The sequence below is a fragment of the Bradyrhizobium brasilense genome, assembly GCF_029714345.1.
GTDB classification, from domain to species: Bacteria; Pseudomonadota; Alphaproteobacteria; order Rhizobiales; family Xanthobacteraceae; genus Bradyrhizobium; species Bradyrhizobium australafricanum.
This window is the reverse complement of record NZ_CP121669.1, coordinates 6,558,774-6,576,830: the sequence shown is the minus strand read 5'-3', so window position 1 is coordinate 6,576,830 and position 18,057 is coordinate 6,558,774. Positions and strand designations below refer to the sequence as shown.

Here is an 18,057-nt window from a genome sequence, read left to right as displayed (position 1 = left end):
CGGACGCGCACGGCGATACTGCCCTCCGCCCGCGCCACGATGGCGCCGGTGCTGCCCGCCTGCCGCGCCCGTGGCAATCGCGACGAGTTTAACTTCCCCGCGAGAAACATTCCGCTGATCGCGGCATTCCCCCCTTTGCTGACAGGCCGAACAGACCTCGACACGTCGTTGTCGTGGTTCCGCGTCCGGCTGACTTGAGGAGAGCGGCGGCATGCAGATCTCCGGACGTTTGGAACTATCGCGGCGCCATCTGTTGATTGTTGGAGCCGCCTCGCTTGCGGCGTCGTCGATCGCGACGCCTCCGCCTGCGGCCGCCCAATCTGCCCCGACCGGAGCGCCCGTGATGACGAGAGTATCCTTTGACGTGAACGGCGAAACCCACCAGCTCGAGCTCGACACCAGGACCACGCTGCTCGATGCCCTGCGCGAGCACCTGCATCTGACCGGCACCAAGAAGGGCTGCGACCACGGCCAATGCGGCGCCTGCACGGTGATCGTCGACGGCCGGCGGATCAATTCCTGCCTGACGCTCGCCGTGATGCATCAGGGCGACGAGATCACGACGATCGAGGGCCTCGGCACGCCGGACGGGCTGCATCCGCTGCAGGCGGCGTTCGTCGAGCATGACGGCTATCAATGCGGCTATTGTACGCCGGGCCAGATCTGCTCGGCGGTCGCAGTGCTTGCCGAGGTCAAGGCCGGCATCCCGAGCCATGTCACGGCGGATCTGAATGCGCCGCTGCGACTGACCAATGCCGAGCTCCGCGAGCGCATGAGCGGCAACATCTGCCGCTGCGGCGCCTATTCCAACATCGCAGAGGCGATCAGCGAGGTCGCCGGGAGGAGCGCATGAGATCATTCAGCTATGAACGCGCCGCCTCGCCGGGCGCGGCGGCCGCAGCCGCCGCCGGCACCGCGAACGCCAAGTTCATCGCCGGCGGCACCAATCTGCTCGACCTGATGAAGCTCGAGATCGAGACGCCGGCGCATCTGATCGACGTCAACGACCTGGCGCTCGACCGCATCGAGGAGACCGCGGACGGCGGCTTGCGGATCGGCGCGCTGGTGCGCAACACCGATCTCGCCGCCGATATCCGCGTGCGGCGCGACTATGGCGTGCTGTCGCGCGCGCTGCTCGCCGGCGCCTCCGGCCAGTTGCGCAACAAGGCGACGACCGCCGGCAATCTGCTGCAGCGGACGCGCTGTCCCTATTTTTACGACACCAATCTGCCCTGCAACAAGCGCAAGCCCGGCAGCGCCTGCGCTGCGATCGGCGGCTTCAGCCGCCAGCATGCGGTGGTCGGTGTGAGCGACGCCTGCATCGCGACCCATCCGAGCGACATGGCGGTGGCGATGCGCGCGCTCGACGCCGTCGTCGAGACGATGCGGCCCGACGGCACCACGCGCAGCGTCCCGATCGCCGAGCTGCATCGTCTACCCGGCGACAGCCCCGAGATCGAAACCAGCCTGGAGCCGGGCGAACTGATCACCGCGATGGTGCTGCCGAAACCGGTCGGCGGCGCGCAGGCCTATCGCAAGGTGCGCGACCGCGCCTCCTATGCCTTTGCGCTGGTCTCGGTTGCCGCGATCGTGCAACGCGACGGCACCGGCCGTGTTGCGCTCGGCGGCGTGGCGCACAAGCCGTGGCGCGTCGAGGCGGCGGAGGCGGAATTGCCTGCTGGCGCCAAGGCCGTCACCGCGCGCCTGTTCGCCGATGCGAAACCGTCCAAGGACAATGCGTACAAGCTGCCGCTCGCCGAGCGAACGCTCGCGGCGGTGCTGCGCGAGGCCAGGGCTTAAGATCCAAGGCTTAAGATGAGGGCCTGACATCATGCGTTTTGAACATCCCGCCACCTTCAATCCGATCGACCAACTCAAGGTGATCGGCCACCCGACCAGCCGGATCGACGGGCCGCTGAAGACCACCGGCACCGCGCCTTACGCCTATGAGCGGCACGACGTCGCGGCCAACCAGGCCTATGGCTACGTGGTCGGTTCGGCGATCGGCAAAGGGCGGATCGGTTCGATCGATCTCGAGGCGGCGAAGGCTGCGCCGGGCGTGCTCGCCATCGTCACAGCGGGCAATGCCGGCAAGCTTGGCAAAGGCGAGCGCAATGCGGCGCCGCTGCTCGGCGGGCCGGAGATCGCGCATTATCACCAGGCCGTCGCCGTCGTCGTCGCCGGGACCTTCGAGCAGGCACGGGCCGCGGCGCAGCTGGTCCGGATCGACTACGTCAAGGGCGACGGCAAGTTCGATCTCGCCGCGGAGCGGGACAAGGGCGTCACGCCGCACCCATCATTCGGCGGCCCGGCCGATACCGCCGTCGGCGATTTCGCCGCCGCCTTCGCTGGTGCGCCCGTGCAGCTCGATGCCACCTACACGACGCCCGATCAGGGCCACGCGATGATGGAGCCGCATGCTTCGATCGCGGCCTGGGACGGCGACAAGCTCACGGTCTGGACCTCCAACCAGATGATCGCCTGGGGCGCCGAGGACATGGCGAAGACGCTTGGCATCGCCAAGGAGAATGTCCGTCTGGTGTCGCCCTATATCGGCGGCGGCTTCGGCGGCAAGCTGTTCCTGCGCGCCGAGGTGCTGCTCGCCGCGCTCGGCGCCCGCGCGGCCGGCCGTCCGGTCAAGGTCGCGCTGCAACGTCCGCTGATGTTCAACAACACGACGCACCGTCCGGCGACGATCCAGCGCATCCGCATCGGCGCCGAGCGCGACGGCAAGATCACGGCGATCGGCCACGAAAGCTGGTCCGGCAACGTCAAGGACGGCGAACCCGAGATGGCGGTGAGCCAGACGCGGCTGCTGTATGCCGGCGCCAGCCGGATGACGGCGACGCGGCTTGCAGCGCTCGATCTGCCGGAGGGCAATGCGATGCGCGCGCCCGGAGAAGCCTCCGGCATGATGGCGCTCGAGATCGCAATCGACGAGCTCGCCGACAAGCTCGGCATCGACCCGGTCGTGCTGCGCATCAGCAACGACACCCAGGTCGACCCCGAGCATCCAGAGCGGCACTTCTCGCAGCGGCAATTGGTGCAGTGCTTGAGCGATGGCGCGGCGCGGTTCGGCTGGGACAAGCGCAACCCGAAACCCGGCGCGGTCCGCGACGGACGCTGGCTGGTCGGAATGGGCGTCGCCGCGGCGTTCCGCAACAATCTCGTGACCAAGTCGGCGGCACGCGTTCGTCTTGACCAGAACGGCATCGTGACCGTTGAGACCGACATGACCGACATCGGCACCGGCTCCTACACCATCATCGCGCAGACCGCGGCCGAGATGATGGGCGTGCCGCTGGACAAGGTCGGGGTGCGGCTCGGCGATTCCGACTTTCCGGTGTCCTGCGGCTCGGGCGGGCAGTGGGGCGGTAACAATTCCACCGCCGGCGTCTATGCCGCCTGCACCAAGCTGCGCGAGGCCATTGCGCAGAAGCTCGGCTTCAATTCCGAGGAGGCGGTGTTTGCTGACGGCGTGGTCCGCTCCGGCAATCGCAGCGTGCCGCTGGCGCAGGCCGCCGGCGGCGGCGACCTCGTGGCGGAGGATGCCATCGAATACGGCGATCTCGCGAAAACCTACCAGCAGTCGACCTTCGGCGCGCATTTCGTCGAGGTCGGCGTCGACGCCGACACGGCTGAAATCCGGGTGCGGCGGATGCTTGCGGTCTGCGCGGCGGGCCGCATCCTCAATCCGAAGGCGGCGCGCAGCCAGGTGATCGGCGCGATGACCATGGGCGTCGGGGCGGCGCTGATGGAGGATCTGGTCGTCGACAGGCGTCATGGCCTGTTCATCAATCACGACCTCGCTGCCTATGAGGTGCCGGTCCATGCCGACATCCCGCATCAGGAGATGATCTTCCTCGACGAGACCGACCCGATCTCGTCGCCGATGAAGGCCAAGGGCGTCGCCGAACTCGGCATCTGCGGCGTCGCCGCCGCGGTCGCCAATGCGGTCCACAACGCGACCGGCGTGCGGGTGCGCGACTATCCGATCACGCTAGACAAGCTGCTCGCAGGAATGCCGGAGCCGGTGTAGCGCGCGACGCTTCACCTCGCCCCGCGTGCGGGGAGAGGGAGCCACAGCGGAGTCGGGGGCGCTGTTCTGCCTAAGCGCTCTAACCGCGACCGACGAACGAGCCGATACCCCGGCCGATCGCGGCGCCGTGCTGAAATAGCGCGCCGAGGTGATCGCCGGGCACCGACATCGCAGCGAGGCCGTTTTCCGCGGCGAAGCGCTGCATCGGCGCATGCGGTCCGTCGTCCTGTCCGTTCCACAGCAGCACCGGCACGCGCGAGGACAGCACCGCGTCCTTTGCGCCATCGACCTGGCCGAGCGCATTGAAGCAGGCACGCACTCCGCCTTCGATCTCCGGCGTCACCCATTCGGCGAGCTCCGGCACGGTGCGGCGGGCAAAGGTGATGAAGGCGCCGTAGGTCAGCGGGCCGGCATTACCGCGCGGCAGTCCGGTGAGAAAGTCCCAGCCGCCGATCGCCAGCGACGCCAGCCGTGTCGGGAAAAACCGGGCGACACCGACCGCGACCCAGCCGCCCATCGAGTGTCCCACCACATGGGCGCGCTCGTTGCCGAGATCGTCGATCACGGCGACGATGTCGCCGGCGCGCTGCGCCTGATTATAGAGCGCCGGATCGGCGGGCTTGTCGCTCAGGCCATGTCCGAGCGAATCGACGCAGACGACACGAAAGCGATCGGCAAGCGCGTCGACCACGCCGCATTGCTTCCAGCTCGCGGCGTCGAGCAAGAGACCGTGCTGCAGCACGATCAGCGGCCCGGATCCCTCGACGGTGTAATGGATACGCTGGCCCCGGTGATTGGCGAATGGCATCGGATAGAGTTCCCCACGTTTTACCAGAGGTGAGCGTGGAGGCGCCGGGTTTCAAGACCTCGTTCCGGATCAGGAACCGCATCGCCGATGGCGGGCGGAACCTCGCCTTCAGCCGCCCCACACGGTGGCTTCGCTCCAGCCGAGATCCCTGAACTCGGCTGCCCGGAGCGGGGCTTCGCCGGCGGCGAAGAATTCGTCGAGCTGCGGCGGTTTCACCGTGGTCTCCGAGAGCATCGCATGGGCCTGGCCGCGATGATGGATCTGGTGCTGGAACAGATGCATCAGCAGGCGGTCGCGCCGCTCGGTCTGCACGCTCGTGTCGCGATTGATCTTCACCACATCATCGAGCCCCTCCGCCATCAGCGCATCGCAGTGGACGATCAGCCGCTGATCGATCGCGCGCTGGGCGTCTTTCAGCGCGGCGACTGACGGGTAGGGCACCTCGTTGGCCCACGCCTTCGGCCCCAGCCAGCCGCCCTCGAGCGCATCAATGTAGAAGAGATCGATGACATGAATGTGGTTCAGCGTCGCCTGCAGGCTCGGGAAGAACCCGGTCCGCGCGGCGGCGAACTCCGCCTGGCTGAGACCGGCGCAGGCCGTGAGCAGGCGGTGATTGGCCCAGGCATTATTGTACGCAAAAGCGCGAAAGGTCTGAACGAGGCCTGCTTGCATATCGGTCCTCACTGGATTGACTGTTTCAGGCAGGTGCACCGGCCAGCCGGCCGACCTGCGACAGTGATCGTGGTGCTTGCGTTGGTGACTTGATCCTCGCATAGCTAATCCATCGTGGTGCACTTCATCCGAAGGCGGGAGCAGATGCAACTGGCAAAGAACGTGATCGACGTCGGCCTTTCCACCAACAATCTCGAGCCGATGCTGCGGTTCTGGCAGCAGGAGGCCGGACTTCGCTTCGATCACGTGCAGCCGATCCGCCGCGGGCAGAAGCAGTACCGGCACGACGCGCACGGTTCGGTCATCAAGCTCAACCATCATGTCGAGCCGCTGCCGGATGCGGCGCCGAGCGGCTATCGCGAACTGATCATTGCGCGCGCGGGCGTCGACGCACCGCAACGCATGGCCGACCCCGACGGCAACAGCGTTTGCCTGGTTGCGCCCGGACATGACGGCATCGCCCAGATCGGCGTCGTGATGGCGGTGCGCGACCTCGCCGCGCATCGCAAATTCTACGGCGACATTCTCGGCTTCGCCGAGCAGTCCTGGTCTGATGGTCCGGCGTTTCGCCTCGGCGACAGTCTGATCCTGCTCAGGGAAGATCGCGCCGCAACCGTCGATCCGGTTCGGGGCGCGCGCGGCTGGCGCTACATCACGCTGCAGGTCGCCGACATCGACGCCGTGCATGACGAGTTGCGCGCCAAGGGCGTGCGGGAAGGCCTTGGGCCGGTGACGCTCGGCGAGGTCGCACGGATCTCCATGATCCTCGATCCCGATGGCAACTGGATCGAACTGTCCCGCCGCGCATCGATCGTTGGAAGCCTGTCCAACCGCTAGGCAGCAAATTTTCTGGCCGCCCGGGCGGCGCCGATGATATGATTCTGCGAATGCATCCAATTTGATGATCGCTTTATGCAGTCGATTTTCGGGCCGCGGCGGGTTCATCGATCGATTCCACGAGCGGTTATCGGCTCGGCTTGCCTGCTGCTGTTTGTCCCCGTCGCAAGCGCCCAACCTCCCGGCAATCCAGCGGTAACGCCCTCCGCGCAGCGCGCAGAGCCGGCGCAGGCAGAAACATCGCAAACGGAAACGTCTCGTCCGGATAGCAACGCCGGAGTGCGCAACGCTGAGGCCGATCGGTCGGCGTCCGATCAGCAATCGTCATCCGTTCCGTCGCCGGCGCCGACACCTTTGCGTCCAAAGCCCGATGGGCCGCAGCAGTACTGCAAGGCGTTGGAGGAGGCTGCGTTAGAGAACGGCTTGCCGCCGGATTTCTTCGTCCGGCTGATCTGGCAGGAAAGCAATTTCGATCCCAACTCGGTCAGTTCGGCCGGTGCCCAGGGGATCGCCCAGTTCATGCCCGGTACTGCGCGGTGGCGCGGTCTGGCCGACCCGTTCGAGCCATTGCCTGCCTTGCAGGAATCCGCGCGCTGGCTCCGCGAGCTGCGCGCGCAGTTCGGCAATCTCGGCCTTGCGGCGGCTGCCTATAATGGTGGTCCGCGGCGGGTCCAGGATTGGTTGGCGGGACGTGGAAACCTGCCGGGCGAAACGCGCGCCTATGTCAGGATCATCACCGGCAAGTCCGCCGAGGAATGGGCGCAGGGTTCGCTTGAGGATCGGGTCCACACCGACGCGGCTATGGCCTGCGGTGACATCGTGCGCGGCATGCTCGTTCGGGCGCTTCCCGCGGGCCCAAGAGAGTCCGTGACAATCGCGCAGCAAGCTGCGTGGGGACCATGGGGACTTCAATTGGCCGGCGGCCCGTCGCAATCGCGGGTACTCGCCGACTACCAGCAACTTCAGAGACGATTTGCGTCCGTGCTCGGCGATCGCGCGCCGCTCGTTCTGAGATCGCGCATGGCCGGGCCAGGTTCGGCCACCTGGTATCTGCTCCGGGTCGCCGAGACGACCCGTGAGCGAGCTAACCAGCTGTGCGCCCGGTTGGAGGCAGTCGGCGGCCGCTGTCTGGTGTTTCGGAACTAGGTGGCGCACGTTGGAGGTCGCCGTGACCGACGGCGGGATGAGGGCTAATTGGCGGCAGAGCCCTCGACCGCAAATGTGTGGTACCTGGCGTATTTCTCGCCGACCGCCCGAACTTGCACGTAGGCCGGATCGTGTCGCCAGGCCCAAAGCGCCTCCATGCTCGGATACATGTAGACGACGACGCGCTTGGGTGGATCTCCATCGACGGCAACGACCTGTGAACCGGTTGCGGCCGCGCCGGCAGCCGCAATCAGCTTGCCGCCATGCGCCTTGATGATCTCCTTCGCCTTCGGGAGATATTCCCTGGCGTAACCATCAGGATCGGTGACCTCGATTTGGCCGATCAGATAGGCGGGCGGCCTGGCTTCGCCATGCAGCGCTTCGGTGCCAAGAGCGCCGATAGCGGTGCAACTCAACATGACCAGAGCCATCTTGCCTCCAAAATTCATGGGAGCTCCTCCGATGCCGTGCCGGTGCCGCAAGCCGCAAGCCGCAAGCCTGGCAGGACTCTCCACGAGGCTTCGAAATACGTCCAATACATATATTTTCTCGAACCTTATGCTCGAATGGTATAAGCGGGCATGAATTTTCAACAGGCCCTCACGTTCTTGACGGTGGCCGAGCTCGGCACGGTCTCAAAGGCCGCTTTGCGGTTGCGTGTCGCCCAACCCGCCCTGTCCAGGCAAATCATCGGTCTCGAACGGGAGCTCGGCTTGCAGCTCTTCGATCGCGTCGGGCGCCGACTTCTATTGACCGGTGAGGGCGAACAGTTGATTGCGGGCTGCCGTCTGCTGCTTAACAGCGTCAATTCCTTGAAGGAGCAGGCTCAGCTGCTTCGCCAGGGAGATACCGGGGTCCTAAGGATCGCCGGCTCGCCGCAACACATCGAAAGCGTGCTGTCGAAATTTCTGCACCGGTACGCGGAGCGATATCCCAGGGTCGAGATCAGGATCAGGGAGGGTACGGGCAGCGAAATATTGGCGATGCTTGAACGCGGCGAAGTTCATCTCGGCCAAAATTTGCTGCACGCCGTCAGACTGAACGAACAGCACTTCGGCAGCCTTCCGCTTGGATCCGTGCAGTTACTGGCTGCTTGCCATCCGTCGATGCCACTTGGTCCCCGTCGCACAATCGAGATCGCTGACCTCGCCGAGCTTCCGTTGCTGCTGCTGGACAGCGGGTTCGGATTTCGCCGTGCTTTCGATGCGGCAAGCCGTATGGCGGGCCTGAAACCGAAGGTCATGTTAGAGAGTCGCAGTCCGCACACCTTGCTGGCACTGGCCGAGGCGGGGCACGGCGTCGCGATCGTTCCCTCCCAGCTTCAGTGCTGGCGCTACGAATTAAGGATTGTCGGTCTCACGCACAGGCGCCGCGTGTTGCAGGAGCCGCTGACCATCTCATGGGACAAGCGGCGTCCGTTGCCTCGTTTCGCGACTGACTACTGTGCAATGCTGGCAGCGCATATGCGGGAGACGTTTCCGATCACGCGCCCGACGGAGCCGGCAGCGGCAAAAGCAAGTGTTCGGACGCGCGCCAGGCGAGTTCCACGCAAGGCGAAAAGTTCGGGCGGTTGAATATCGCGATTTGCGTCCGCGTCACCGATCACCGAGTTGCGCGGCGGCGCAAGCCCTTACGCGAAACATGGTTCGGTTTATCGGAACGGCAGCTCGGTGAAGCTCCGCTCGCCCCGATCGACGGCGCTTCCGAGCTTGCCCTAGCGGATTAAGTGTGTATGCTTGCGGCGTTCGATTTGCCGTTGTGCCTTGTTGAATGGTCAAAGCGGCCCTTTTCCAAAGAACATCGTCGGTTGAAGGATGATGCGGAACCAAGCGCGAATTCACGTGCGTCCGCTTTGGAGAAGACAAATGCCTACAGGTACTGTGAAGTGGTTCAACGGCCAGAAGGGCTTCGGTTTCATTCAGCCCGATGATGGCACGAATGACGTGTTCGTTCACATCAGCGCTGTCGAGCGGGCCGGACTTGGCGGTCTCGCCGAGGGCCAGAAGCTGTCGTTCGAACTCAAGGTCGACAAGATGCGTGGCAAGACCAGCGCCGAAGATCTTCGGCTGGCTTGAATCGATCTGTCATTCCACGGATGTACTGGGATGACAGCCGCGGCCCGCTCGATCCTCTGATGGGTTGAGCGGGTCCCGCTGCTTTTCAAAGGGCTCATTCGCTCATGGCCAAGAAGCCGGAAGAACTCTCTGCCGAGCGCCTGGCCAAGGCCCAACGCCAGCGGCTTGCCGCAGAGGCCGGTGCGCAGGCAATCGCTGAAGTCGAGCGCGATGCGATCGCCGTGCGCAAGAACATGGTGCGTCTGCGGGCTCTCCGTGAAGCGCGTGACGCCGAGGCGGCCGCGCAGGCTGGCTCTGCACCCGCAGGCGCGGTAACTGTGGCTGCCAAGAGAACCAAACGGGTCAAGCGCATCGTGCGCTAAGCCGCGCAATCACGCACGTCTCCGAGTCCGTTGCTGATACGTTGCTGAAGCGGACCTGTTCTTACGCGGCGTCGGCCGCTACGTTCACGTCGCGAAGCCTGGCCGTTGCCCGAACTATTTGGGACGATCGGCTTCCTTCCTGTTCGCCGCCTTCAGTCTGATCCTGATGTAGTCAGTGATATCGCCGGCCGCATCACGCAGATCCTGTTCCGTCAGGCCTTGCTGTCTCGCCATCTCGACGCACCGGCGCGCCAACTCGGCAACGTCCTGCGAGGCACCCGGCGTTCCATATTGCTCGGCAGCGTGGATGCTGTTTTCAATCCAGAAATCAAGGAACTCTCTTGCTTTTGCGGTCATGACTCACCTGGACGGCTCGCGCGCCTCTGTCCTCACCGGCCACATTCCCCGGGCTTCGCAGGAACAATCGAGAGCCGGGGCAAATTACCATGGCGATGACGCGCTATTATTTCGATCTTCGCGATGGCGGCGGCCTGGCGATCGACGAAGAGGGCATGGAGATGTCCAGCTTCGGTGCGGTTCAGGAGGAGGCTGCGCGCGCCTTGGCCGACGTAATTCGGGATTCCTTTCGCGGTCACAATTTCCATCAGATTGCCATCGAGGTCCGGGACGGCGACGGGCCCGTGCTTGAGGTGGCCATCGCTTGGCGCAGTTGCCGGCTGGATTCTTGAGTTTGGCTGCGCAGCGCGGCAGCTAGCACCTTGTGATACCCAGACTGAGACTGACCTGAAACAGTGGCCCTTCGTCCGTCCGGACCTCAAACGCCAGCAGCCTGTGTTTGTCCAAAGGCAGGCTCTCCTTGGCTATGCTGAGCAATGACTGCATCGCTTCGTGCGCGGCAGTTTCCTCGTCGCGTAGCTCGATGCCCTGTTTGTCGGCATGGAGTTGCTCGCCGTTGCGGATATCGAAATAGAAGCGGGTTGCCATCTTCGGCTCCCTTTGGTGGCGGGAGCTGCCCAGGCTCTCAGGTGCCGGCGCTCAACAGTCGTCCGGCAGCGCCGTACTCTGCGCCTGTTGGAGCGAATTTGCTACTCGGCAACGATGGAGATTTTTGGGGAACCGCTTTTCGCGTTCGCGGTCAAGCCGCCATCGCCGTTCAGCCATGATCTCGCCGTGGCTGAACCGTCGGATATAATTCTCGCGATCTGCGATTGCGTCTTGCATAGCTGAGATAAGTGCATAACTGTGGTAGATCGACTGGCCTTGAGCCTTGTAGATCGGTCCCGCAGGACCTTTTTCCAAAGACATCGTCGGATGAAAGCGAGGACGCGTGCTTGTAGCACCGCGGCTGAAGCTTCCGCGACGTTGTCGGTCGGCTGCCGTTCCACGGATGTACTGGAATGGCAGTGCGGCCCGCTCTGTCACTGATAGAGCGGGCTCTCGTCTTGTTCATTCAATGTGCGTTGTACCGCGAGAGAGGTGATCCGTTGCAAGTTCTTGTCAGGGACAACAACATCGACCAGGCGCTTCGAGTTCTAAAGAAGAGGCTGCAGCGCGAAGGCGTCTTTAGAGAAATGAAGCGCCGCAGATCGTTCGAAAAGCCATCGGAAAAAAGGGCTCGAGAGAAATCCGAGGCCGTGCGGCGAGCCCGCAAGCTTGCCCGCAAGCAGGCGATACGGGATGGATTGATCGCGGCGCCTCCGCGGAAACCCAAATTCCCGGCGTCCAAACCTTCGGCGCCAAGGCAATCACCACAATCGCCACAGCAAGCAGGCGGCACACGGGAGACTTAGCCCGTACCGATCCTGCTGGAAGGATCGTGCAGGATGACGCGGCGATCTTATCGAGGCAACGGATGCCTCCAGGAACGCATCTCCGATGAGATCTGTCGTCGGCGAGCCGTGGATCGGGATGTTCAATCGAGGCAGGACGATCAACGGCGACGTGCACAGAACCTGGCCGGCACGGCCATTAACGCAATGGCAGATCATTCCGTCAGCCAGTTCGACCAGACCGCGCGCAAGCGTGACTTGCTCGACGGCCCCGAGGAGTTTCGCGCGCTTCGCGCGGATCGCTGACGAAACGTGATTTGGCGGTAGACGTAAACTCGATGTCGTCCCGGGCAAGCGGAGCGCGACCCGGGACCCATAACCACAAGCGCCGAATGGTTTGCAAAGCTGTAGCCACAGCTCGTTTCAACGGAAGGCTGTGGTTGTGGGTCCCTGCTTTCGCAGGGACGACAGTTGTGATGCCGCACGTCGTGTGCATCAAACGAGCGAGGAGGGCCTTTGGCGAGCACAGCGCTTTGGGCCCTTCCACCTCGCAATGACGGTGGAAAGTATCCTACCCCGCCAGCACCGCATCCGCGCCAGTCACCGCCTCGGCGCTTTCGGTCACGGTCTTTTCCAGCGACGGCGCCTGCACGGCGATGTTCTCGGCGAAGAAGCGCGCCAGCGCGACATAGCGCTGCGGCTCGGCTTCGCCGTTCGCCTTGGCGGCCAGCGCCTCGCCGGCGAGCATGCAGCCGCCGAGCGTTGCGGCGAACAGCCGCAGATAGGGCGTTGCGCCGGCCAGTGCCTCGTTCGGCGCCGAGGCGAGGCGCTCGAGCAGCCATTTGCTGGTGCGCTCCAGCGCGGCGTGCGCGTCGCGCAGCTTGGCGCCCGTGGTGCCGAACGCCGGATCGTTGGAGGTCTCGACCTGCTTGATGACGGCAGCGAGCTCGTCCAGCAGCGCCCAGACCGAGGCGCCGCCATTGGCGCCGAGCTTGCGGGTGACGAGGTCGATCGACTGGATGCCGTTGGTGCCCTCGTAGATCGAGGTGATGCGGGCGTCGCGATAATGCTGCGCGGCGCCGGTCTCCTCGATGAAGCCCATGCCGCCGTGGATCTGCACGCCGAGATAGGCGACCTCGTTGCCGATGTCGGTGGAGAAGGCCTTGGCGATCGGGGTCAGCAGCGCGCCGCGGGCAGCGGCCTCGGCGCGCACCTTGGCGTCCTTGGCGCGCACCGAAACGTCGAGCGCGACCGCGGTGGCGTAGCAGATCGTGCGCGCCGCCGCCGTCATGCTGCGCATCTGCATCAGCATGCGCTTGACGTCGGGATGCACGATGATCGGATCCATCCCGTCGCTCTTGTGGCCGATGGCCTTGCCTTGCCTGCGCTCCTGCGCATAGGCCAGCGCCTGCTGATAGGCGCGGTCGGCAATGCCGACGCCTTCGAGGCCGACGCCGAGGCGGGCCTGGTTCATCATCGTAAACATGCAGCGCATGCCCTGGTTTTCCTCACCGATCAGATAACCGATCGCGCCCCCCTTATCGCCCATCGTCATGGTGCAGGTCGGCGAGGCGTGCATGCCGAGCTTGTGCTCGACGCCGCTGGCATGGATGTCGTTGCGCTCGCCGAGCGAGCCGTCGGCATTGACCAGGAATTTCGGAACCAGGAATAGCGAGATTCCCTTGGTGCCCGAGGGGGCATCGGGCAATCGTGCAAGCACGAAATGCACGATGTTGTCGGTCATGTCGTGCTCGCCATAGGTGATGAAGATCTTGGTGCCCTTGATGCGATAGGTGCCGTCGGGGGCGCGTTCGGCGCGGGTGCGCAGCGCGCCGACGTCGGAGCCGGCATTGGGCTCGGTGAGCTGCATCGTGCCGGTCCACGCGCCGGTGACCAGCTTCTCGAGATAGATCTTCTTCAGCTCGGCGCTGCCATGGGCATCGAGCGCCTCGATTGCCGACAGCGTCAGCAGCGGGCAGAGGCCGAAGGCGACGTTCGACGCGCTCCAGATCTCGGTGCAGGCGGCGTTGACCGCGAGCGGCAGGCCCTGGCCGCCGAACGCCTCCGGCCCCGACACCGCGTTCCAGCCCGCGGCGGTCCAGCGCTGGTAGGCGTCGGGCCAGCCCGGCGCGGTCGTCACCTTGCCGTTGTCGAGCTTGATGCCGTGCTCGTCGCCGACACGATTCAGCGGCGCCAGCACATCGGAGGCGAACTTGCCGGCTTCTTCCAGCACCGCAGCGGTGATGTCGCCGTCGAAATCGCCGTAGTGGCCGGCCTGCACGGCGGCAGCGAGCCCCGCACCGTGATTGAGGGACAGCAGGATATCGTTGATTGGCGCACGGTAGGTCATGGCGTTACTCCCGACGAGGCGTTTGCAAATTGTCATCCCATGAAACCGGCGGCCTCTCAACAGTCCGAACGGACATCGCACGGTCTGTTTCGGCCACCGCGGCGTCGCCTCATAATAAGAGTACCGTCACCATCCTGCGGCTTTCGTGCCTTTTCGATCGCGGCCCTGTTGAAATGGCGGGACTCACCCTATAGACCCACGTGGCCTTCGATCGGCGCGTTGGGGCGTAGCCAAGCGGTAAGGCAGCGGATTTTGATTCCGCCATTCGGAGGTTCGATCCCTCCCGCCCCAGCCAAGTAACTGATTTTATTGTGTAAAATATTCTATCGTCGCTTAGCCTGCGGCCCGTTTGGAAATAGAATCAGACCGCTTCGGTCCATATCCGGTGACCCCAAGCGAATAGGGAACGAAGCGGCGGCGGGGTAGGTCGCCATATCCTCAACGCAGAATAGGTTATCGCGGCGAGGAAATCGGACGGTCAACCGGGGTGAGCCGCTGCGCCGTCCCAGCGAGCGCTACGAAAAAAGGAAGTTGACTGACGCTCTCTGCGCCATTTGCCTTTGTTTCTGCAGCCTTCACACCAACGAAATACCGCGCACCGGCCCACCGGTACAGGTCGACTACGTGGCACGTCGTAGACTTGAATATTGGGGCGGGTAAATCGGACAATAGCGGAGGACGACGGAAGGAGAACTATGGGCTGAGCCCGTTCAGGATTGTGTCCCGCCGCGCATAGCAGGCTTCCGCGGTTATGAGCTTCTTCGTCGTCTTGATTTAGATCAACTGCCAAACCGAATATGCCGCCGTGATTGCGGGGAGCCGACGATCGTTGACCTGTCTTCACAAGAGCAACTCCGGTGAAGCTGTTCGTAGCCCGGTTCTTCTTCCGGCCGGCTTATAAGCGCAAAAGCCGCTTGTGACAGAGTTTCTGACATCCCGTTGGCTGGGCGACTTCCTGTTCGGCCTCGATGCTTTGCTTGCTATCATCAATCCTTACGGCTTGGCCTTCATTGTCCACGATAGAACGATTGGGCTCACTGATCGCGAGCGTGCCCGGATCGCTCTTCGCATTGCGGTTTATGCGTTGGTCATTCTCATGTCTCTTTTTGTGGGAGGTCATGTTCTTCGCTTCTTTGGAATCACCGTGCCGGCCCTACGGATCGGAGGCCGGCTGGTTGTTGCCGCGACTGGTTGGTCGATGCTGCACGCGCCTCCGGTCGCGCACGATGTGCCATTCCCTCGGACACCATCACTCCCCAACGCTCCGCCTGCAAGGGGCGTCGGGTAGCGGCCATTCGCGCCGATAACTCGAAACCCAATCGAGCATCGGGAGAAGCCTGTGAGGCATCGAACTGAAGCCGGGAATCGCCATAACCCGGATGACCGCAAACGAAACCGGGCCATTGCACGTCGTTCCCGACCCAGACCATTGATCGAAGTCAAGGCTGTCCTCCTTCAGGCATCACTCGACCGGGCCAACGAAGCAGGACACAAGTCTGCAGCTTTTGGCCATCGCTGGATGGGGCGCGCGCTTCCCTGGCATCAGGGCTATCGCATATGCGGATCAAGCGGCCACCAGCTCGTCAGGCCGGGACCAGCCCGGCCATAATAATGCGAAAAGGCCTGCGAAAAAACGCAGCGGCGAAGCGCGGCGGGTGGGGGCTGGCTCCACGATGGGATTCGCTGCGATACTCCCCGCCCGGCCCTCCCCGCAAGCGGGAGAGCAGCGTCCTAGCCGTCGTTAGGGCGTGTACTAATAAAACGCCAGCAGTCCGACCTCCGCTTCCGGAGAATAAGCGGAGATCGCGAAGCCACTTTGAAACCGGTCGCGAATGATCCACAGCAGACATCCGCCGGTCGAGTACGTAGGATGAAGCACGCTTCAAGAAAATCTGCGCCCGCCGCGGGGCCGGTGCATTATACGAGTTCGGATAGATTAGCCGACCAACATGCCGTCCGAAATCTTGGCTTATGGCGCCCGCAACCGATCGATGACATATGTCGATGTACCCGCTTGGTTACGCGACCAATAAGATCCATGGAGTGCCAATTATCAGAAATGCCGCAAGGAAAAACAGCGTGACGAGCAAACCAAGCCGGTAGAGTTCCGACTGTGTGAGGTAGCCGCTACTTACGAAGATGACGTTCTGGCTGCCACCCTGAGGGGTGATGACTGAGAAGTAGCTGCTCGCGAATAACAGAGCAAACGACATCAGGGGGGCGGGCACACCTCCGCGAACGCCGACTTCAAGGAAAACGCCAAGCAAAGCCAACACCTGCGAAGTTTGGCTGACAAACATGTAGTGAATGAACACGTAAAGTATGATGAGTACAACGTACGTCAGTTGCCATGAAAAGCCGACGATGTAAGACGCCAGCCGTTGGCCGACGTATCCCATGAACCCCAGCTCATTGAGTTGCCCGCTCAGGGCAAACAGCACTGCAAGCCACAGGAACGTCTCGAGCGCCTCTCCATGTTCTGCAACGTCTTTCAATCCCAAGACATTTGACATGAGCAACATTCCGAGGCCGGCGAAAGCCACGCTGGTCGCGTTGAGCTGCAGCAGATCGGCAAACACCCAACCTAGAATCATGAATGCAAAGATGCTGGCCGTGATCCATTCGTCTCGCTTGAGCGGACCGAGCGTCGCAAGCTCCCTGCGCGCCGCAACAGGAGCCTCCGGTGTTCGGCCAACCCCCGGCGGGAAAATGCGCGCAACAATCCACGGAAGCAGCAGAAGTGCCGTCAGTGCAGGCACTGCGGCAACGATCAGCCACTTGCCGAAGCCGATTGCTACCCCGAATTCCTTTACCACCTGAACCCCGAGCGGGTTGGCCGAGGTGGCGGTCATCCAAAGTGCTGACGAAACCGCCAGGCTGGCCATCCCGCAGAACATGAGGTAGCCGCCGAGTTTACGACCCTCGGGTTCCTCCGGTCGAGAACCGGCTCCGCTGGCGACCGACAGTACGATCGGGAATAGAACTCCACCTCGCGCCGTGTTGCTGGGAAAGCCCGGAGCAATGAGCGCGTCCGTTATAACGATACTGTAGGCAAGTCCGAGAGACGAGTGGCCGAACAGACTGACCATGACCAGGCTGATGCGCCGTCCCAAGCCCGACTTCACCACGGCGATCGCGACCAGAAAGGCAATCACGACCAGTAGCACACTGGGGTTGGCAAAGCCGGCGAAGGCCTTTGCCGGCGAGACCGTGCCTGTCAAGACCACCGCCGCGACCGCGAGCAGAGCGGATGGGAGCAGCGGAAAAGAGCCGATCAGCACAGACGCGATGGCCGATGCAAACACGGCGAACAGGTGCCAGGCGGGTGGGGTCAATCCAGCGGGAACGGGTGTCAGCCATATGCCGACCGCCAGTACGAAAGGCAACGCCTGCTTCACGATTGTGCGGGAGAGCGTCATGGCACAGACGTGCCTCCGCCGGGCCCGCTCCGTGTTGGCTCAAATCGAACTTTGCCGCGGAGCTCCGTCGACTGGCCCTGCACGATCCCATCTTCGGTCTCCAGAAGAAAGCGCCAGGAAAACTCGTAGGTACCTGTCGCGCCTTTGTATCGACCGCTGCCGCCCACAAAGGTCCCGACGATGCGATTTCCTGCCGGGGTCGTTTCGCCGCGTAGCTCGCTATAGACGTGGTCGTTTGTGTCGTCCGTCCAGACAGCCCGCCCGATCAGGCCCGTCGCGCTGTCATTGAGCACGACGGCTTCGGCGCGGAATCCCAGTGCAGGGCGCGAGGTTCCCTGGAGCATCAGCGATCCGCTGTAATCCGCAATCGAGGCCTGGCGATCGCCACCGAGACGGATGACCTGCCGGCCGCCGGCCGCGGTCCACGTTCCACCGAACTCGTGCCACTCGGAGTCATCGGGGACAGAATCAGCTTTGGTTTGGGAAGCAGCGCCAACTCCGGCAACCATCAGCACGACGAGGAGAAGAGTTGATCTCCGACAGCCATCTCCTTTCTTGGCGCGGCGCGCTTCGCTCCTGAGGCTATGATGGCGGAACACCCCACTCGAGCACCCGCAGA

Annotated in this window: 20 protein-coding genes and 1 tRNA gene; 12 read left to right on the top strand and 9 right to left on the bottom strand. The window is 63.5% G+C overall.

The window, feature by feature from the left end:
• The first annotated feature begins 211 nt into the window (after positions 1-211).
• From paoA to paoC, 3 genes are read left to right on the top strand one after another with little or no spacing between them, the layout of a single operon-like run.
• On the top strand, positions 212-853 hold the full coding sequence (gene paoA, locus QA635_RS30720) for an aldehyde dehydrogenase iron-sulfur subunit PaoA (RefSeq protein ID WP_057015220.1): 642 nt from the start codon (positions 212-214) through the stop codon (positions 851-853).
• Positions 850-1,800, top strand: a complete 951-nt coding sequence (locus QA635_RS30715; protein ID WP_283063307.1) for an FAD binding domain-containing protein — start codon at positions 850-852, stop codon at positions 1,798-1,800. Before paoA ends, QA635_RS30715 begins: the two co-directional genes overlap by 4 nt.
• Before the next feature lie 31 nt (positions 1,801-1,831).
• Entirely contained in the window at positions 1,832-4,039 is a 2,208-nt protein-coding gene (paoC, locus tag QA635_RS30710) for an aldehyde oxidoreductase molybdenum-binding subunit PaoC (protein ID WP_283063305.1), read from the top strand.
• A gap of 79 nt (positions 4,040-4,118) precedes the next feature.
• Here paoC and QA635_RS30705 read toward each other — a convergent pair whose 3' ends face one another.
• Together QA635_RS30705 and QA635_RS30700 are read right to left on the bottom strand one after the other, a co-directional pair.
• A complete protein-coding gene (locus QA635_RS30705) occupies positions 4,119-4,847 on the bottom strand; it encodes an alpha/beta fold hydrolase (protein WP_283063303.1) in 729 nt (242 codons plus the stop codon).
• A gap of 108 nt (positions 4,848-4,955) precedes the next feature.
• On the bottom strand, positions 4,956-5,519 hold the full coding sequence (locus QA635_RS30700; RefSeq protein WP_283063301.1) for a DinB family protein: 564 nt from the start codon (positions 5,517-5,519) through the stop codon (positions 4,956-4,958).
• A 144-nt stretch (positions 5,520-5,663) separates the two neighbouring features.
• Between QA635_RS30700 and QA635_RS30695 the strand changes: the two genes are divergently transcribed.
• Complete coding sequence (locus QA635_RS30695) at positions 5,664-6,356, top strand: VOC family protein (RefSeq protein WP_283063299.1); 693 nt, start codon at positions 5,664-5,666, stop codon at positions 6,354-6,356.
• Between the two features lie 75 nt (positions 6,357-6,431).
• On the top strand, positions 6,432-7,502 hold the full coding sequence (locus QA635_RS30690) for a lytic transglycosylase domain-containing protein (protein WP_283063298.1): 1,071 nt from the start codon (positions 6,432-6,434) through the stop codon (positions 7,500-7,502).
• A 44-nt stretch (positions 7,503-7,546) separates the two neighbouring features.
• Here QA635_RS30690 and QA635_RS30685 read toward each other — a convergent pair whose 3' ends face one another.
• A complete protein-coding gene (locus tag QA635_RS30685; protein ID WP_283063297.1) occupies positions 7,547-7,933 on the bottom strand; it encodes a DUF1330 domain-containing protein in 387 nt (128 codons plus the stop codon).
• 150 nt (positions 7,934-8,083) lie between these two features.
• Between QA635_RS30685 and QA635_RS30680 the strand changes: the two genes are divergently transcribed.
• From QA635_RS30680 to QA635_RS30670, 3 genes are all read left to right on the top strand, one after another.
• Positions 8,084-9,076, top strand: a complete 993-nt coding sequence (locus QA635_RS30680) for a LysR family transcriptional regulator (protein ID WP_283063295.1) — start codon at positions 8,084-8,086, stop codon at positions 9,074-9,076.
• Positions 9,077-9,367: 291 nt separating this feature from the next.
• Entirely contained in the window at positions 9,368-9,577 is a 210-nt protein-coding gene (locus QA635_RS30675; RefSeq protein ID WP_028339489.1) for a cold-shock protein, read from the top strand.
• A 104-nt stretch (positions 9,578-9,681) separates the two neighbouring features.
• A complete protein-coding gene (locus tag QA635_RS30670; protein ID WP_283063292.1) occupies positions 9,682-9,939 on the top strand; it encodes a hypothetical protein in 258 nt (85 codons plus the stop codon).
• Between the two features lie 114 nt (positions 9,940-10,053).
• On the opposite strand, the gene QA635_RS30665 is transcribed toward QA635_RS30670, so the two are convergent.
• Entirely contained in the window at positions 10,054-10,296 is a 243-nt protein-coding gene (locus tag QA635_RS30665) for a hypothetical protein (protein ID WP_283063290.1), read from the bottom strand.
• A gap of 89 nt (positions 10,297-10,385) precedes the next feature.
• On the opposite strand from QA635_RS30665, the gene QA635_RS30660 reads away from it, so the two are divergent.
• Positions 10,386-10,628, top strand: coding sequence for a DUF6894 family protein (locus QA635_RS30660; protein WP_425249064.1), 243 nt, complete (start codon positions 10,386-10,388; stop codon positions 10,626-10,628).
• 22 nt (positions 10,629-10,650) lie between these two features.
• On the opposite strand, the gene QA635_RS30655 is transcribed toward QA635_RS30660, so the two are convergent.
• Positions 10,651-10,884 carry a DUF6894 family protein gene (locus QA635_RS30655; protein ID WP_283063288.1) on the bottom strand — a complete coding sequence of 78 codons (234 nt, stop codon included), beginning with the start codon at positions 10,882-10,884 and terminating at the stop codon, positions 10,651-10,653.
• Positions 10,885-11,384: 500 nt separating this feature from the next.
• On the opposite strand from QA635_RS30655, the gene rpsU reads away from it, so the two are divergent.
• Entirely contained in the window at positions 11,385-11,690 is a 306-nt protein-coding gene (rpsU, locus tag QA635_RS30650) for a 30S ribosomal protein S21 (protein WP_075968627.1), read from the top strand.
• A gap of 550 nt (positions 11,691-12,240) precedes the next feature.
• Here the strand turns inward: rpsU and QA635_RS30645 are convergent.
• Positions 12,241-14,019, bottom strand: coding sequence for an acyl-CoA dehydrogenase family protein (locus QA635_RS30645; protein WP_283063283.1), 1,779 nt, complete (start codon positions 14,017-14,019; stop codon positions 12,241-12,243).
• Between the two features lie 220 nt (positions 14,020-14,239).
• Between QA635_RS30645 and QA635_RS30640 the strand changes: the two genes are divergently transcribed.
• Positions 14,240-14,314: transfer RNA gene (locus QA635_RS30640), tRNA-Gln, on the top strand.
• A gap of 600 nt (positions 14,315-14,914) precedes the next feature.
• On the opposite strand, the gene QA635_RS30635 is transcribed toward QA635_RS30640, so the two are convergent.
• The gene (locus QA635_RS30635) at positions 14,915-15,139 is read right to left on the bottom strand and encodes a hypothetical protein (protein ID WP_283072186.1); all 225 of its coding nucleotides are present in this window, start codon (positions 15,137-15,139) and stop codon (positions 14,915-14,917) included.
• Here QA635_RS30635 and QA635_RS30630 point away from each other — a divergent pair.
• Positions 15,047-15,307 (top strand): MarC family protein, encoded by a 261-nt coding sequence (locus tag QA635_RS30630; protein WP_283071917.1) that lies wholly within the window; start codon positions 15,047-15,049, stop codon positions 15,305-15,307. The genes QA635_RS30635 and QA635_RS30630 overlap by 93 nt on opposite strands.
• A gap of 730 nt (positions 15,308-16,037) precedes the next feature.
• On the opposite strand, the gene QA635_RS30625 is transcribed toward QA635_RS30630, so the two are convergent.
• Together QA635_RS30625 and QA635_RS30620 are read right to left on the bottom strand one after the other, a co-directional pair.
• Positions 16,038-17,438 (bottom strand): DASS family sodium-coupled anion symporter, encoded by a 1,401-nt coding sequence (locus QA635_RS30625; RefSeq protein WP_283063281.1) that lies wholly within the window; start codon positions 17,436-17,438, stop codon positions 16,038-16,040.
• Complete coding sequence (locus QA635_RS30620; RefSeq protein ID WP_283063279.1) at positions 17,435-17,947, bottom strand: hypothetical protein; 513 nt, start codon at positions 17,945-17,947, stop codon at positions 17,435-17,437. Before QA635_RS30620 ends, QA635_RS30625 begins: the two co-directional genes overlap by 4 nt.
• Positions 17,948-18,057: the final 110 nt, after the last annotated feature.

Bases quoted from the DNA above. Each gene is read 5' to 3' on its own strand.
- QA635_RS30645 (WP_283063283.1), bottom strand. From the start codon at position 14,019: ATGACCTACCGTGCGCCAATCAACGATATCCTGCTGTCCCTCAATCAC.
- QA635_RS30625 (WP_283063281.1), bottom strand. From the start codon at position 17,438: ATGACGCTCTCCCGCACAATCGTGAAGCAGGCGTTGCCTTTCGTACTG.
- QA635_RS30670 (WP_283063292.1), top strand. From the start codon at position 9,682: ATGGCCAAGAAGCCGGAAGAACTCTCTGCCGAGCGCCTGGCCAAGGCC.
- QA635_RS30715 (WP_283063307.1), top strand. From the start codon at position 850: ATGAGATCATTCAGCTATGAACGCGCCGCCTCGCCGGGCGCGGCGGCC.
- QA635_RS30635 (WP_283072186.1), bottom strand. From the start codon at position 15,139: ATGACCTCCCACAAAAAGAGACATGAGAATGACCAACGCATAAACCGC.
- QA635_RS30705 (WP_283063303.1), bottom strand. From the start codon at position 4,847: ATGCCATTCGCCAATCACCGGGGCCAGCGTATCCATTACACCGTCGAG.
- QA635_RS30655 (WP_283063288.1), bottom strand. From the start codon at position 10,884: ATGGCAACCCGCTTCTATTTCGATATCCGCAACGGCGAGCAACTCCAT.
- QA635_RS30700 (WP_283063301.1), bottom strand. From the start codon at position 5,519: ATGCAAGCAGGCCTCGTTCAGACCTTTCGCGCTTTTGCGTACAATAAT.
- QA635_RS30680 (WP_283063295.1), top strand. From the start codon at position 8,084: ATGAATTTTCAACAGGCCCTCACGTTCTTGACGGTGGCCGAGCTCGGC.
- QA635_RS30665 (WP_283063290.1), bottom strand. From the start codon at position 10,296: ATGACCGCAAAAGCAAGAGAGTTCCTTGATTTCTGGATTGAAAACAGC.
- paoA (WP_057015220.1), top strand. From the start codon at position 212: ATGCAGATCTCCGGACGTTTGGAACTATCGCGGCGCCATCTGTTGATT.
- QA635_RS30675 (WP_028339489.1), top strand. From the start codon at position 9,368: ATGCCTACAGGTACTGTGAAGTGGTTCAACGGCCAGAAGGGCTTCGGT.
- paoC (WP_283063305.1), top strand. From the start codon at position 1,832: ATGCGTTTTGAACATCCCGCCACCTTCAATCCGATCGACCAACTCAAG.
- QA635_RS30695 (WP_283063299.1), top strand. From the start codon at position 5,664: ATGCAACTGGCAAAGAACGTGATCGACGTCGGCCTTTCCACCAACAAT.
- QA635_RS30690 (WP_283063298.1), top strand. From the start codon at position 6,432: ATGCAGTCGATTTTCGGGCCGCGGCGGGTTCATCGATCGATTCCACGA.
- QA635_RS30660 (WP_425249064.1), top strand. From the start codon at position 10,386: ATGGCGATGACGCGCTATTATTTCGATCTTCGCGATGGCGGCGGCCTG.
- QA635_RS30685 (WP_283063297.1), bottom strand. From the start codon at position 7,933: ATGGCTCTGGTCATGTTGAGTTGCACCGCTATCGGCGCTCTTGGCACC.
- QA635_RS30620 (WP_283063279.1), bottom strand. From the start codon at position 17,947: ATGGTTGCCGGAGTTGGCGCTGCTTCCCAAACCAAAGCTGATTCTGTC.